At 37.0% G+C, this 15,105-nt stretch carries 17 protein-coding genes and 1 pseudogene; 16 read left to right on the forward strand and 2 right to left on the reverse strand.

Annotated elements, in window-relative coordinates; translation table 11 throughout:
- Positions 1–15 precede the first annotated feature (15 nt).
- The 7 genes from OS139_RS09250 to OS139_RS09280 all read left to right on the forward strand — a co-directional run bounded on the left by OS139_RS09250 (position 16) and on the right by OS139_RS09280 (position 6,510).
- On the forward strand, positions 16–1,518 hold the full coding sequence (locus tag OS139_RS09250) for a phosphomannomutase/phosphoglucomutase (protein ID WP_325066884.1): 1,503 nt from the start codon (positions 16–18) through the stop codon (positions 1,516–1,518).
- 94 nt (positions 1,519–1,612) lie between these two features.
- Positions 1,613–1,819: a hypothetical protein gene (locus tag OS139_RS09255; RefSeq protein ID WP_002293677.1), complete on the forward strand. Its 207-nt coding sequence runs from the start codon at positions 1,613–1,615 to the stop codon at positions 1,817–1,819.
- An 85-nt stretch (positions 1,820–1,904) separates the two neighbouring features.
- Positions 1,905–2,306 carry an organic hydroperoxide resistance protein gene (locus OS139_RS09260; RefSeq protein WP_002286825.1) on the forward strand — a complete coding sequence of 134 codons (402 nt, stop codon included), beginning with the start codon at positions 1,905–1,907 and terminating at the stop codon, positions 2,304–2,306.
- 153 nt (positions 2,307–2,459) lie between these two features.
- A complete protein-coding gene (locus OS139_RS09265) occupies positions 2,460–3,791 on the forward strand; it encodes an FAD-containing oxidoreductase (protein WP_002331664.1) in 1,332 nt (443 codons plus the stop codon).
- Positions 3,792–3,812: 21 nt separating this feature from the next.
- Complete coding sequence (locus tag OS139_RS09270; RefSeq protein WP_002286816.1) at positions 3,813–4,439, forward strand: cysteine hydrolase; 627 nt, start codon at positions 3,813–3,815, stop codon at positions 4,437–4,439.
- A gap of 182 nt (positions 4,440–4,621) precedes the next feature.
- Complete coding sequence (locus tag OS139_RS09275; RefSeq protein WP_002331663.1) at positions 4,622–5,203, forward strand: TetR/AcrR family transcriptional regulator; 582 nt, start codon at positions 4,622–4,624, stop codon at positions 5,201–5,203.
- A 731-nt stretch (positions 5,204–5,934) separates the two neighbouring features.
- Positions 5,935–6,510 carry an SOS response-associated peptidase gene (locus OS139_RS09280; RefSeq protein ID WP_002331662.1) on the forward strand — a complete coding sequence of 192 codons (576 nt, stop codon included), beginning with the start codon at positions 5,935–5,937 and terminating at the stop codon, positions 6,508–6,510.
- 190 nt (positions 6,511–6,700) lie between these two features.
- Here OS139_RS09280 and OS139_RS09285 read toward each other — a convergent pair whose 3' ends face one another.
- Positions 6,701–7,039 (reverse strand): hypothetical protein, encoded by a 339-nt coding sequence (locus OS139_RS09285; protein WP_002306002.1) that lies wholly within the window; start codon positions 7,037–7,039, stop codon positions 6,701–6,703.
- Between the two features lie 286 nt (positions 7,040–7,325).
- Between OS139_RS09285 and mazE the strand changes: the two genes are divergently transcribed.
- From mazE to OS139_RS09310, 5 genes and pseudogenes are all read left to right on the forward strand, one after another.
- Complete coding sequence (gene mazE / locus OS139_RS09290) at positions 7,326–7,556, forward strand: type II toxin-antitoxin system PemI/MazE family antitoxin (protein WP_002323011.1); 231 nt, start codon at positions 7,326–7,328, stop codon at positions 7,554–7,556.
- Positions 7,556–7,897 (forward strand): type II toxin-antitoxin system PemK/MazF family toxin, encoded by a 342-nt coding sequence (locus tag OS139_RS09295; RefSeq protein WP_002306003.1) that lies wholly within the window; start codon positions 7,556–7,558, stop codon positions 7,895–7,897. Before mazE ends, OS139_RS09295 begins: the two co-directional genes overlap by 1 nt.
- An 849-nt stretch (positions 7,898–8,746) precedes the next feature.
- Positions 8,747–8,932, forward strand: a complete 186-nt coding sequence (locus tag OS139_RS09300; RefSeq protein ID WP_002304207.1) for a hypothetical protein — start codon at positions 8,747–8,749, stop codon at positions 8,930–8,932.
- Between the two features lie 504 nt (positions 8,933–9,436).
- Positions 9,437–9,631 (forward strand): hypothetical protein, encoded by a 195-nt coding sequence (locus OS139_RS09305; protein WP_002295146.1) that lies wholly within the window; start codon positions 9,437–9,439, stop codon positions 9,629–9,631.
- Between the two features lie 190 nt (positions 9,632–9,821).
- A pseudogene (locus OS139_RS09310) lies at positions 9,822–10,071 on the forward strand (transposase).
- A 243-nt stretch (positions 10,072–10,314) separates the two neighbouring features.
- Here the strand turns inward: OS139_RS09310 and OS139_RS09315 are convergent.
- Complete coding sequence (locus tag OS139_RS09315; protein WP_002286789.1) at positions 10,315–11,145, reverse strand: manganese catalase family protein; 831 nt, start codon at positions 11,143–11,145, stop codon at positions 10,315–10,317.
- A 207-nt stretch (positions 11,146–11,352) separates the two neighbouring features.
- Here OS139_RS09315 and OS139_RS09320 point away from each other — a divergent pair, with 207 nt between their 5' ends.
- From OS139_RS09320 to OS139_RS09335, 4 genes are read left to right on the forward strand one after another with little or no spacing between them, the layout of a single operon-like run.
- Positions 11,353–12,687, forward strand: a complete 1,335-nt coding sequence (locus OS139_RS09320) for an ABC transporter substrate-binding protein (RefSeq protein ID WP_002286788.1) — start codon at positions 11,353–11,355, stop codon at positions 12,685–12,687.
- A gap of 40 nt (positions 12,688–12,727) precedes the next feature.
- Positions 12,728–13,639 (forward strand): carbohydrate ABC transporter permease, encoded by a 912-nt coding sequence (locus OS139_RS09325; RefSeq protein WP_002286787.1) that lies wholly within the window; start codon positions 12,728–12,730, stop codon positions 13,637–13,639.
- On the forward strand, positions 13,636–14,490 hold the full coding sequence (locus tag OS139_RS09330) for a carbohydrate ABC transporter permease (RefSeq protein ID WP_002286786.1): 855 nt from the start codon (positions 13,636–13,638) through the stop codon (positions 14,488–14,490). The genes OS139_RS09325 and OS139_RS09330 overlap by 4 nt, the downstream gene beginning before the upstream one ends.
- Positions 14,487–15,104, forward strand: coding sequence for a YesL family protein (locus OS139_RS09335; protein WP_002286784.1), 618 nt, complete (start codon positions 14,487–14,489; stop codon positions 15,102–15,104). Before OS139_RS09330 ends, OS139_RS09335 begins: the two co-directional genes overlap by 4 nt.
- Position 15,105: the final 1 nt, after the last annotated feature.

Below are 15,105 nucleotides of genomic sequence, written 5' to 3' on the forward strand. Positions count from 1 at the left end.
GAGGAGGACTTTTATATGAAAGGTATGAAAGCGCTACAAAACGGATCGGATATTCGAGGAATCGCATTACCAGTTGAAGGATATGAAGTAAACTTGACGACAGACATGGTAAAAAAGATCGGCTGGGGACTAGCAAACTGGATAAAGAAAAAGAAGAAGTCAACCGATCCAAATAAAAAATGGACGATTGGGATTGGTCATGACAGTAGGATAAGCGGACCAGCACTGAAAGAGGCGTTGATCCAAAGTCTGAAAGAACAAGGGATACATGTCATCGATTTCGAATTAGCTACTACGCCTGCTATGTTTATGTCCACTCAATTTGAACAGTTCTCGTGCGATGCTGCGGTTATGCTGACTGCTAGCCATCTTCCCTATTATTATAATGGAATAAAATTCTTTACCTCAGAAGGAGGAGCAGAAAAAGAAGATATTGCTTTTATCCTATCACAGCAGCAAAAAATAAAAAGCGAACAAACTGGAAGCGTAGAAAAAGCAGACCTTTTGACACCTTATGCGCAAGATTTAGTCACAAAAATTAAAAAGGGGATTGGAACACTAGAAAGCAAACCACTAAATGGTTGGAAAATCATTGTTGATGCCGGAAATGGTGCTGGTGGATTCTTTGCTGAAAAAGTATTGAATAGCTTAGGTGCGGATTCAACAGGTTCCCAATTTTTGGAACCAGATGGCCGATTTCCTAATCATATCCCAAATCCTGATAATAAAGAAGCGATGGAAAGTATCAAGCAGGCTGTTTTAGCAAATGAAGCAGATCTTGGGATCATTTTCGATACAGATGTGGATCGTTCTGCAGTTATCAGTGCTTCTGGAACAGTGATCAATCGAAATAATTTGATCGCAGTATTAAGTACAATCGTATTAAAAGAGCATCCAGGAACAAGAATCGTGACGAATTCCCCTACTTCTTCTCATCTACAAAGATTCATTGAAGAAAAAGGAGGCATCCAAGTTCGTTATATTTCCGGCTATCGAAATGTAATCAATAAAGCATTAGAACTTAACCGTCTTGGGAAAGATACACAGCTAGCCATCGAAACAAGCGGACACGCTGCATTCAAGGAAAACTATTTTCTGGATGATGGTGCATATGTCATCGCAAAGATCCTGATGCTTTTGCCAGAATTAAAAAGAAAAGGTATCACATTAGATGAACAAATCAAAGAGTTGAAACAGCCCGTAGAAGTACAAGAAATCCGACTAAAATTGTTCAGCGATGAACCACACGAACAAGGAAACAAGATATTAGAAGAAATGAAGCGACTGTTGGAAGAAGAAAAAGGGATGAACTTCGACCCGGCAAATGAAGAAGGTATTCGATATGATCTAGAAGAGCCATACGGAAACGGCTGGTTTTTGATCCGTTTAAGCTTACATGAGCCGTTACTAGTATTACAGATAGAAAATGATGAATTCGGAAAGAACAAGTTGGCGTTAGTAAAATTAGCAAAATTATTCGGACATTTTTCTGATCTTGAATCATTAACAGCAGAATAAACCAGTCTTTTTGAAAGGCTAGTTGCTTGGACGGCAAAAAAAGTGGTATGGTTAAATCGAGTGCTGGTAGGGAGACCAGCAAAAGGAGGAAAAAATGGTAACGAATATGGTTATTTTTTTAACAGTATTGGTTTATGGGGTCAACTTTCTGGTATATATGTATCTTAAAATCAATCATATAAAAGATTATGTAGAAAAGATTGCTATTTATTTTGGAACAAATATGACGCTGTTGTTCACGAGTAGTATTTTTTTGTTTTTTGGAAAAATAGTAGAAGACGGCATTCTGGTATTCGAATAAGCAGAATTTTTGTAGAAAGCGCCTTACTTGTCATACACTATAGTTATAGCCAAGTAGCAAATGGTCAATCGAAAGGAGCAGTACAATGAAAAAAGCATACGAAACAGCAATGATCAACCATGGCGGGCGCAATGGAGAAGTCGAGGCACCAAATGGCTCGATGCATATGAAAATCACTCCTCCAGGAATCCATGCAGAAGGAACAAATCCAGAACAATTATTTGCAGCAGGTTATGCTTCTTGTTTCAATGGGGCGGTACAACATATGATCAAAGAAGCAGGAATGACAGCAGAGTCCACAGTAAAAGCACGTGTCTCTCTTTATAATTTAGATGATGGCGGCTATCAGATCGGTGTAGTATTAGAAGTGCATATCGATGGCATCAGCGAAGAAGAAGCCCAAAAAATTGCAGAAGATGCGCATGAATTCTGTCCTTACTCCAAAGCAACTAGAGGAAATATCGATGTAGAAGTAACGATTGTTTAGAAGAATAAAGGAAATCGAACCAGACTAAAAACGTGAAAGGACCGCTTTTTGTCTGGTTTTTTTGACAAATAAAGCAGATGATTTGGAAAATAGACGATTATCGGTTATCATATTTTTGTACCAATCGGTAGGTAAAAAAGAAGCGAGGGAAAAATGATGGAAAAATATCAAAATATTGTGATCGGTTTTGGAAAGGGCGGTAAGACTTTAGCGAAGGCGTTAGCTTCAAAAGGCGAATCGGTTTTAGTCGTTGAAAAGTCAACACGTATGTATGGCGGAACATGTATCAACATCGGCTGTATTCCTTCTAAATCATTGATTTTCAATGGAGAAAGAGGAATCGACTTTACAGAGGCTGTTGCTCGGAAAGAAAAATTGACGGGCATGCTTCGAGCCAAAAATTATCATATGATCAGTGATGAGGCAACTGGGACAGTGATGGACGGTACAGCACGTTTTCTTTCTAACCATCAAATCGAAGTGACGAATAATGGCGAAAAAGTGATTGTTGAAGGCGAACGGATTTTCATCAATACTGGTTCTGAACCAATCATTTTACCAATCAAAGGATTGAATACAAGTCGCTACTTGATTGATTCTACGCAAGCAATGGATCAGGAACAATTACCGGAAAAATTAGTGATCATCGGGGCTGGATATATTGGCTTGGAATTTGCATCAATGTTCAATGAATACGGATCTAAAGTTGTCGTTCTTGATGCCCATCCTGAATTTCTTCCTCGTGAAGATGAAGATATCGCGCAAATGATTTTAGAAGACATGACAAATGTGGGAATCGAATTCCATCTAGGTGTATCTGTAGATCAAGTAGCAGACCAAGAATCAACAGTTGCCGTCACCTTTACAGAAGATGGCCAAGAAGTAACAATCCAAGCGTCAAAAGTTTTGGCTGCAACTGGAAGAAAACCAAGTACAGCATCACTTGGATTAGAAAATACAGATGTTAAACTAACAGATCGCGGAGCAATCGCTGTGGATGAATACCTTCGTACAGATGCAGACAACATTTGGGCGATTGGAGACGTCAAAGGCGGATTGCAGTTCACTTATATCTCTCTAGATGATTATCGAATCATTATGGATCAGTTGAAGGGCGAGAATAAACGAACAACGAATAACCGGAAAGCTGTGCCTTACAGTGTATTTATCACTCCGACTTTATCCAATGTAGGTTTAACAGAAAAACAAGCCAAAGCACAAGGCGTCAATTACAAATTATTCAAGTATATGACAAGCGGTGTCCCTAAAGCACAAGTATTAGAAGATCCTAAAGGTGTATTCAAAGTTTTAGTCGACCCTGAAACTGACTTGATTCTAGGGGCAAGTATCTATGCGGAAGATTCTCATGAAGTCATCAACTTGATTTCGCTAGCTATGAATGGAAAACTTCCTTATACGTTATTGAGAGATCAAATCTATTCTCATCCAACAATGAGTGAAGCTCTAAATGATGTATTAAAATAAATAACGAATGGAGAATCCACCATGTTCAATAATAAAAATACAGCAGTAGTTCTCACTGACCCGCAAGTCGAGTTCTTGAAACCAGCAGGCGGTGGCTTTGGTTTGACAAAAGATATCTTAGAAAAATACAATACGATCGAAAACATGATCGAAATGGTGAAACAAGCAAAAGAAAAAGGATACAAACTCTTTATTTCTCCTCATTATTTTTACCCACATGACCATAAATGGCAATTTGGCGGTGCAGGAGAACACATGATGCTTGAACAGCAGATGTTTGCTAGAAAAAGTCAATATGAATCAGTTGAAGAAGGTTCAGGAGCTGATTTCATCGAAGAATTGAAACCATATTTGGATGAAAATACGATCATCAGCTCTCCTCATAAAATCTTTGGACCAGAAAGCAACGACTTAGCGCTTCAATTGAGAAAAAATGGAATCGACACAGTGATTCTTGGTGGAATGAACGGAAACTTGTGTAGCGATTCCCATATGCGTGAATTGGTAGAGAGTGGATTCAATGTTGTGGTAGCGACAGATGCAATTGGTGCTCCTGGTCAAGAAGCAATGGATGCAGCGTTGACGAACTTTGGCTTTATTGCAGATCAAGTGATGACAACAGAGGAAGTATTAGAGCAACTATCATAAGATAGGAATTGCTTTTGTCCTCGCAGTTCTTGAATCAATGAACATCTAGCTATATGAGAACAGTTTTATAATGAGGGCTGTGTCAGATAATTTGGCACAGTCTTTTTTGAACGATTAAGAAGAAAAAATGATGAATTTACTGTATAATATAGGACTATGAGAAATGAAAAAGGAGAATATCATTGAAAACAAAGGAAAAGATCTTGGAAGCGACCAAAGATCTTATTTATAAAAAAGGCTATCATGAAACGTCAATCCGAGATATTCTAGCAGCTTCTGATACAGGAAAAGGTCAATTTTATTATTACTTTTCTTCAAAAAAAGAAGTTTGTCTAGCGGTGATCCATGCGCATATGGACGTATGGCAGACAGAATTGTTCGAAGACATCTTAAATGCTGGAAAACAGCCAGAAGAAGCATTAGAAGAAATGTTGGACTGGATTTTTGCTGATCATGAGACACAGATCACTTATCATGGCTGTCCTGTAGGTAATTTGATTATTGAGTTGAGTACAGTGGATGAAGAATACCGTCTGTTGCTACTAGAATTAGTCAATCAATGGGTCAAGTATACGAAACAAAATATCCTGGCACTTTCTGAAGAAAAACTGTCCGATGCAGAGGCAGACCGTCAAGCCAAAGCGTTGATTGCTGAAATCCAGGGCAGTATCTTATTGTTGAAAGTCACACAAGATCTATCACTACTTAGACAGAATTTCCAATTGATCAAAGAAAGATTGTTAACTTCGCAAAAGGTTCTTTAATAATTAGAGGTTGTGACAGAAGTGGTCAGCTTCAAGAAATAAGAAGGAATTTACGAAAATTGCTTCTCAAATTTTTGTGAAATTTCGGCTTATTTTTCGAAGAAGCTACTTCTGGAACACCGTGTATTAGAGGTTGTGAAATCAGCGCTTTGACCTGAGTATTAGAGAAACAAACGGCAAAATAGTTCCTCATATTTTGCCGTTTTTTGAGCTAATACCGAAGGTTAGCTGATTGAACACCGTTTAGTGGAGAGGTTGTGAAAAAGCTGCCCTGCATCAAGTAATAAGAACAGCCAAATAAAAATAGCTGCTCATATTTTTCGTTTGGTTGGGCTTATTACCGCAGATGCAAGCTTTGGAACACCGTTTAAGGAAGAGGTTGTGAAAAAGTCGCTTAGTTTCGAGTATTAAGAAAAATTTTGTGAAAATGGCTTTCTACATTTTTGCATAAATTTGGCTTAATACCGAGAAACTGGCTTTGGAACACCGTTTACCCAGAGGTCGTAAGCCTGCCGTTTCACTCCGAGTCACAAGGAACAATTTCAAAAAGCAGCTTCTCATGTTTGTTGAATATTGTGACTTGTGACCGAGGAGTTGGCAGGAGAATACCATTCACTGGAGAGTTTGTCACTTGTCACAACTTTTTTAGTTCTACACAAATTGAAAGCGTTTTGTTGGTGCGAACTTCTTGTTGCAGTGTATGATAGAAAAAAAGATTGGGAGGGATTAGGATGTGTGGTCGTTATTTTTTTGATCTAGAGTCAGAGCTCCTTCAGAATTATTATCGAGAAGCCCAGAAGAAACAACCGGAGCAGGCAGCAGAATTAGCAGCTGGAGAAGTTTTTCCGTCAAATCTTGTTGTGACGTTAAGAAAAGAGGAAGAAAACATCCTCACTCCGGAAATCATGAAGTGGGGATTTACCGGATTTAAAAAAGGACAATTGATGATTAATGCCCGTGCAGAGACAGTAGAAGAAAAAAAGACCTTTCATCAACCATTTTTGCAAAATCGTTGTGTTTTCCCAATGAGTGGCTTTTATGAGTGGAATGAAGAAAAAGACAAATTTATGTTTTCAAATAAGGAAAAAATAGTGTATATTGGCGGTTTTTATCGTAGCCATCAGGATGAAAAAATGGCAGAATCAATCATAATGACTACTGAACCTAACCGCACAGTCGCACCAATCCATGACCGAATGCCGCTTGTCTTGACTGAAGAACAAATCGAACCTTGGGTAACAGATATTTCTTTTGCGCGAAAAATCATTACTCAGCAGATGCCTGAATTAGTAATGGAGAAGGTATAACATAATCGATTTTTCAAAGAAAGAGCGGCAAAAAACGAAAAAGACTTCAGCACAGATCCCAAAAACAAAGAGAACAGAAGAAATGCTCATAAGCTGCATATACTGCATCTATAGAGTCACAGTTATAGCTTCTATTTGTTTTTTACTCGTGCTGCGAGTCTTTTTTATTTATACCTAACGATGTTTATCATTATGACTCTTTGAATTCTTGGAATCTAAAATTCAAACTTAACGACTGGTTGGCAGTTGTATATTCTCTGAGTTTATAGATAAGAGGTTGCCATTTATCCACATTGATATGAGTTGGATCATGTAAAATCCCTTCTTCTACAAAAATAGCTACGATCTCACATTCTACAATAGCAAAGTCTTCTCTAGTTGAAATTCGTTGAACCAACGTTTCTATTTGAATCGGGCATTCTTTGATCCGAACAGTTGAAACTTCTTCACCTGCTAGTTTCGTGAACTTTCCCAATTGAAATTTGTCAGAGCAAAAGGAATAGCCAGCTTTTTGTTTATAATCGGGCATGATAGGATGGCCTGTTGTCTTTGAAATTTTCTCCCAAAGCGTTTTATCTGCAAAATTGAAGGTAGCGGGGGGTTAGCTATAGTATTTGGGTAGCTTTTGGATCCATAGGTTCAATGTTTCTTGGATTATTTTTTTATTTAAAGAAAAAATGAACTGGCTACAATTTATTTCTATTTATATCCAATAAGATATACTTTAAACAAAACAATTTTCTAGATAGTTTACAAAGGGGAATTTTGCGTTACTTAGTGTTATATAGTATACTTTTATTAAGGGAGTGATGATAATGCTTGTTACAAAATCTAGATTACAAGGAAGTTCTGTAGTGGTAACTTTACCTTCTGATAACGGAAAGAAACCTTCAGAAAACCAAGAATATATCGTTGTGTATTCTGATGATGGAACAATTACGTTAGTTCCAAAAATTGAAGATCCATTTAGTGGTGGGGAAGAGGCCGAGTATTATGAGAAAGACGAATGGGAAGATTTAACTCCTGAAGGGAGAGAAATTTTATAGTGTCAGGAGAAAGAATTTATATTCCTAAAAAAGGTGATATTGTATGGATTGATTTTGATCCCTCAGTAGGAAAAGAAATTCAAAAAAGACGACCAGGACTAGTCGTCTCTCGTTATGAATTTAACCGTAAAACAATGTTTTCGGTCATATGTCCAATTACTTCCACTATAAAGAATTTACCGACACGTTACTCATTACCTGAAGAGCTAGATATAAAAGGACAAGTAATTATTACACAATTAAAATCTCTTGATTTTAAGAAACGAAAACTCAAAAAAATAGAAAACTTACCATTGCAAGACATGGCTAAAATTGATCAGATTATACAGTATATGTTTTAAGCATTGTAAGTAAACTCTATAATATTTTTATATGCTAAACATAACGAAATTAAAAAAAGGCCAAGTAAATGTCGTTCATTCTACTAGTGTGGTCGATGGGATTAATTTCCGTATCTTAAACTAAAGAATATATAGCATTTTAAACGAATGATTGAGGTGATTTCCTCAAGTCATTCGTTTTTTTGTGTCACAAAACTTGTTTTTTCACGACATATCTTAACGTATACGAAAAGTCGCGACAATACTTTAACAGAAAGAAGAAAAAGAACAACTGACAGTTTTAGTCCTAAAAAATCTAAACTCTTTAGATATGAGTAATATCATTTTAAACTATATCGATGCTCAAAAACGTAAAATTTGGGATCAAGATCTGTCTAGGAAAGAATTTCTATAGTTTAACTGAATAACACAAAAAGGCATATCATGCGACAAGAAAAACAATGAAAAGAGAAATTTGCCATCACTGGAACATCCGTACAGAAATTAGCATAGATTCTGAAAAATCTACCGCTAGTTTTTATTTAGTTGTTCTAACGACACCAATACTTGTAATGCTCGAAAATGTGCAATTGGGTCAGATAGTGAACCAAAGTAGAATCTCAAAGCGACAATTATGAATGTAAAAGTACCTTTTATGATTAGTTTATTCTCTAATTGATTACATCCCGTATAATTAATAAAATTACTTTACCGATTACACGATCTTATGTCAGTAGAGCTTTTAGGTACACTATCAATACAGTTCATTCCAGTATAATGTAAGGTTTTTTTTATTTTGAGTCACTTTTTGTCAATATTATTATTTACAATACCTTCTATAATAAAAGCTATTTAAGGAAGTGTTTATGAATGAGTAAAAATTCTAAAGGATTCCTAACCATCTTATTAGCTTTTATAGGGTATATGTTGGTTGGGCTGCTAAAATCATACAGTAATGAGTTGCTGAATTTTTCAACATTTATTAATGATACATTAGTTCCAAGTTTGTTTTTCATTGTATTTTTTGCTGTTGGTTATTTTATAATAAAGATATGATGACTAATTTAGCTCAACTATTCCAGCGTCAGCTGAAGATATTGCAATTCCCGATTCCTTAATCATTTATCTGGATGAGACAGAAAGTGAAGTTGCAACAGATGTGCATGTAGTTGAGGATAAAAATGATAGTTTAAAAATTAATAGTTCAGATACTTTACTAAGAGTAAGTCCTATCTTTTCAGCTGTTATTTAGATGCAAGTAGCAACTAAGTTAGGTAGTACTCCTGCAATGGATAGGTATTGGTGTGTTCGATATATAAGTGGTCGAAGTATCAAGGTTATGTATACTGGATGGGAGATAGAAGAGTTAAAAATTGGAGGTCACCGCCACAAATGGAATTTAGATTTAGAGGTACCTTAGATTTGGTATAGTTATTAAACACCAGATGCCCTGGTTTGTAGGGAAAGTCGAAGAGTATTTTTCCACTTCTGCGCCCCTTTAATTTTTCTAGTAATGCCGTGAATTTGTGATTAATTGGAAATATGAAGAAAGGAGAGTCTATGAAAACAACACTAGTTCTATTCTATAAAAAGCATCCTTATTTTACACTTCTGATAAATATATTGTTGGCTAGTGTTATCGGGATTTCTGTTGAATATCTAATAAATAAAGATTTCATAGGTTCTGGTTTTTATACGGCTTTATTTCTTGGACTTCTTGAAGCATTTTCAATTTATAAAAAATCAAAAAAATAAAATAGATTGTCGTAAGAGATCTTTTTCATTTCATTTTTTTCTGAAAACCCGTTGTTTCTGTCAGTGAAGCAGCGGGTTTTTAGATTTATTGTCTTTAGACCTAATTGAGCGCGCCGAGCGAGTGAAATACAAAACCACTTGCTATGCGGGTGGGGCAATAAAGGGAAATAGTTTAGCCCGTACAAAGTAGATGTGTAAATACCACATTGCATTCACACCAAAGTATAGAAGAAAAATAATTTATAATCAATATCGAGCCAATATTCAGGAGATCATCAAGAGATTGTGCAAATCTAAAATATAAATTTGGATATCGACACTTTTGGGTGGAAGGATACTATGTGACAAAAGTAGGACAAAATGAAGCGACCATCAAAAAGTACATTCAAGAACAAGAAAAACATGATAGTGCGTTAGATAAGCTGAGTGTACGAGAGTAAGACGATCCTTTTAAGGGCTAAGGAGTAGTACATAAACCTTTTAAGAGGTGGGCAAAACTGGCAAAGGCAATATGGCTTGAACATAAAATGTGAAAGCCAGCGTCTTTAGGCGCTGGCCGGTGTTTTGAGCTTATAGCTCTAGAGAAAACCACCCTTTTGAAGGGTGGTTATGATTAATGACTTTAGTCAGTTTTGCTCACAAAGCGTGTGGAACAAAAAACGGGTGTTTCTACGGGTAGATATTTATTTCTTGAATGGAGGTGTCCCATACATTTTTGGTGTTACTGGTTCTAATTTTGGCGCAGCGCCTTCGATCTTAGGTTCTTTCAACCATTGATATTCGCCTTCGCCATCCAATGCTTTGCCGCTAGCCCAAGAACCCTCACTACTTTGGTCTCCTTCTGAGAAGTTATAGAAGTCATAAGCAATGTCTTTTCGTTCTTTGTCACGCGGGAAAGTACTTGGGACTAAGATCGAACCTTCTTTTTCTTCTAATTCTTTCACTGCACATTCCCATAGATTTTGATGATAGCTATCTCTTGCAAGGAGAACAGACAGCATATCTTTTACGCCACGATCATCGATCATTTCGTAAATACGTGCTACTTGAAGTCTTCCTTGTGATTCGGCATTTAAATTAGCTCTAAAATCTGCTAACAAGTTGCCACTCGCAATGATATAGGCACCGCTCCATGGATTGCCCACGCTGTCAGCAGGACGAGGTCCTAAGCCAGCTACGATCGCGTGCTGTGGATTCATTCCAGAGATAATGGCACCGATTGTTGGATCTTTTTGCATCGCTGCTTCTTGATCTTCAACAGGCGCACCCTCTAATAAACGAGCAACCATTGTCGCCAACATTTCCACGTGGCCGATTTCTTCTGTTGCAATGTCCATCAGCATATCTTTATATTTTTCTTCTCCTCGGCAGCTCCAGCCTTGGAACAGGTACTGCATAGCTACACTCATCTCGCCATATTGGCCGCCGATCAGCTCCTGCAGATATTTCGCGATTAATGGATTCGGACGATCTGGTTTTGCTTCAAACTGCAATTCTTTCTGGTGTCTAAACATCAAAATTCCTCCTAATCTATTTTTAATACATTCTCATTCTGCTACGAAAGATTAAAAAATTCAAAGAAAACGATCGCGAATTATATAAAGTATTGGTATCATTAATAATTTTTTTAGAATCATACCTTATAAATTGTTATTTTCAGAACAAAATGATATCGTTATATTAAAACCGACATCGGTTACATTAAAATTTGGAGGTAAAATATGAAAAAATTATTGTTTACAGGGTTGCTGGCAAGTTCAGCATTGTTTTTATTAGGAGGATGCGGATCAAGTAATGCAAGCGATGCCAGTTCAAGTGCAGCAAATTCTTCTGAAAAAACAAGTGATGGAAGAAAAAATATTGATTTCTGGTCCTTTTGGGGATCCGGTGCACGAAAAGAAGCTATCGAAGAAATCATTGAGGATTTCAATCAATCACAAAACGAGATCCATGTAAATTATAAGTATCAGCCATGGGGTGACATCTGGACTAAATCTTTATCTGCAATAACAGCTGGAAATGCACCCGATGTTATTGTACAGGACATAAATTCCGTTGCCCAAAGAGCAGAAGCACAGCAAGCAACTAATCTCTCCAAATATGTAGAAAAAGACACTTCTAAGGATTTTTATCCGCAGCTTTGGGATACAGTAGAATATGAAGGTGATCCTTATGCGATCCCATTCAATACAGATACACAAGTCATTTTTTATAATAAAAAGTTATTTAAAGAAGCTGGAATCAGTGAACAAGATCTACCGACAACTTGGGATGAATTAGAAGAAACAGCACGTAAACTAGATAAAAAAGAAGGAAAAGAATTTACACGCATCGGTTTTTATCCATTATGGAATTTAGGGGCTGATGTATGGGCGCTAAACGCAGATAACGGGACTAGTTGGTTTGACAAAGATGAAAAAGTCAAGATTGATACTAAAAATAAAGTGGAAGCCTTGGAGTGGATCCAAGACTGGCAAGATTATTATGGGAAAAATACGATCAATAAATTAGAAGCCGAATTTGGGTCTGGTGTATCTGATCCATTTATTTCCGGATTAGTAGCCATGCGTGCCCAAAATATCAATTATTACTCTAGTTTGATGGAAAATGCACCGGATGATTTTGATTTTGGCGTGATGCAGCTCCCAGAAAAAGAAGAAGGTTCAGGCCATTGGTCGTGGGGTGGCGGATTCGTCTTGGAAGTACCATACGGAGCAAAAGATCCTGAGGCCTCTTATGAATTCATCAAATATCTTTCTTCTCCAGAAGTACAAGAAAAATTCGGCGAAAAAAGTTTTGATATCATGGCGAGCAAGACAGCCAATGAGAATTTAGTGAATAATGACAACCTAACGGATAAAGGAAAAATGATCTATCAAATGGCGGACGAAAACTTTAAAAATACGGTGATCACACCAGTTCCTTTAGATGCTCCGGATTACACGACATTAGTGAATGAACAGATTGACCAGATTCTTTTAGGAACAAAATCACCAAAAGAAGGATTGGCAGATGCACAAAAAGCAGTAGAAAACTTAGTCAAGCAAAATCAATAATCCATTTTTGACTGTCTAGGTACAGAGGAGGCAAGAAAATTTGAAGCGTTTATCTATCCGAAAGAAAAAAGAAGCAAGATGGGCCTATTTATTTATCTCGCCTTTTATTATCGGGTTCTTGGTATTTATGCTAGGGCCTATGCTTTTTTCAGTTATTGGTAGTTTCACCGATTATAATTTGACATCCAAGATGAATTTCATTGGTCTAGCAAATTTCAAAAGAATGTTCGTTCACGATGATTTATTTTGGAAATCGTTATACAACACCGTTTATTTCGTCATCTTCAATGTACCGTTGACGACGATTTTCAGTGTGTTTTTAGCCACAGTACTCAATCAAAAAATCAAAGGAATCAGTGTATTCCGTACAGCTTTCTATTTACCGGCAGTCTTATCAGGAGTAGCAGTCTACATCTTATGGATGCAGCTGCTTTCTCCATCTGCAGGATTGATCAACACATTTCTGGGCTGGTTCCATATCCCTGGACCAGCTTGGCTGTTTGATCCACAATGGACGAAACCTGCGTTGATTTTGATGAAAATATGGAGTTCTGGAGGAGCAATGCTACTTTACTTAGCTACATTACAAAATGTTCCTAGATCTTTATATGAATCAGCAGAAATCGATGGAGCAGGCGTTTGGGGAAAGTTCAAAAGTATTACTTTGCCATTAATCACTCCTATTATTTTTTACGATGTGATCACCTCTACGATCGGTTCTTTCCAAATTTTTCAAGAAGCTTATGTCATGACGAAAAATGGAACAGGCGGACCTGCAAATTCTTTGCTTTTTTATAATCTGCATATGTGGAACAAGGCGTTCGTAGCTTTTGATATGGGTTATGCGATGGCTATGTCAATGATCCTGTTTCTGATCGTGTTGGTTCTGACGTTTGTCAATTTGAAGCTTGCACCTAAGTGGGTCTATTATTCTGGAGGTGACGGCAAATGATGGATTATTTCAAAAAGACCAGTGTGAATCGGCAAACAAAAAAAATACTAAGTTATGTCCTCATGACAGTGATAGGAATCATTTTGATCATTCCATTGCTTTGGATGGTGTTTACTTCATTGAAACCAATGGAAGAAATCGTTCGTTATCCTCCGACCTTTTTCCCAGAAAAAATCGTATGGGAAAACTATCTGGATACGATTGCCGCCTTTCCTTTTTGGCGCTATGCAAGAAATACATTATTCATCACTGTGCTAGTAGTGATCGGTAATGTCCTTTCAAATTCTTTTATTGCTTATGGATTTGCGAAGCTTGATTTTCCTGGGAAAAAGCTGATGTTTGCTTTGGTTCTTTCTACGATGATGATCCCGGGGTTTGTAACGATGATCCCTCAATATGTATTATTCTCCAAGATCGGCTGGGTAGGTACTTATTTGCCCCTGATCGTTCCATCGTTCTTCGGCAATGCGTTCAATATATTTCTGATGCGTCAATTTTACTTATCGATCAATAATGAATTGATCGAAGCTGCTGAAATCGACGGAGCGAATCATTTGTATATTTGGAGTCATTTGATGCTTCCATTGACGAAACCTGCCTTGATTACCATTGCGATCAATTCCTTCAACGCAGCTTGGAATGATTTCTTAGGTCCTCTGTTATATATCCAAGATCAAGAAAAATACACGTTACAGATTGGCTTGCAAGTTTTTCAGAACCAAGCAACGACACAATGGAATTATCTGATGGCAGGAGCAACACTTGTCTTGATCCCGACGATTTTGCTGTTCTTTTTTGCACAACGTTATTTCATTGAAGGGATGGATTTGACAGGAGGTTCAAAAGGATGATGAATCGATCGATTGGTAAAAAAGCCAATGATTATTTCTTAGAAATCATTGAATGGATTCCACGTCTTATCCATTTACAGCTACTATGGTTCCTGTGCGTCTTGCCTGTTTTCACATTAGGAACTGCAAGTCGAACAGTTCTGTATATGATTTATCATTACAAAAAAAATGAAGAGAAAAAGCTCGGTTCACTATTCTGGAAAAAGTTTCGTGAGAACTTCTCTCTTTATGGAAAGCAAGATAGTTTAGCAAGTGTTTATTTTCTTCTTCTATTGATCGATTATCAGATTTTCCGCTATTGGGGTGGGGGAATTGGCTATACATTGATGTATACTACGTTGTTTTTGCTTCTATTAAGCGCGCTTCTCTTTAGTTACAAAATCTTGCTTCAACTGGAACAAAAAGAAGCTTCTTGGATTACTGCATTTTTCTTGTTTTTTAATGATTTCAAAAGCGCGCTTTTCTATTTGGCAGGCACGTTGATCCTTCTTGTCGCATTCTGGTTTGCAGGACCAATCTATTTTGCTTTATTAGGTTTCAGTTTCTTGTTTTATTTTCAAGTCCTGCTTTTTATCCATCGTACGCAAGAAAAGGTTCTTAAAAAGGAGGAATAAC

Source organism: Enterococcus sp. E4-223 (assembly GCF_035727065.1).
In the GTDB taxonomy this organism is placed as follows: domain Bacteria; phylum Bacillota; class Bacilli; order Lactobacillales; family Enterococcaceae; genus Enterococcus_B; species Enterococcus_B faecium.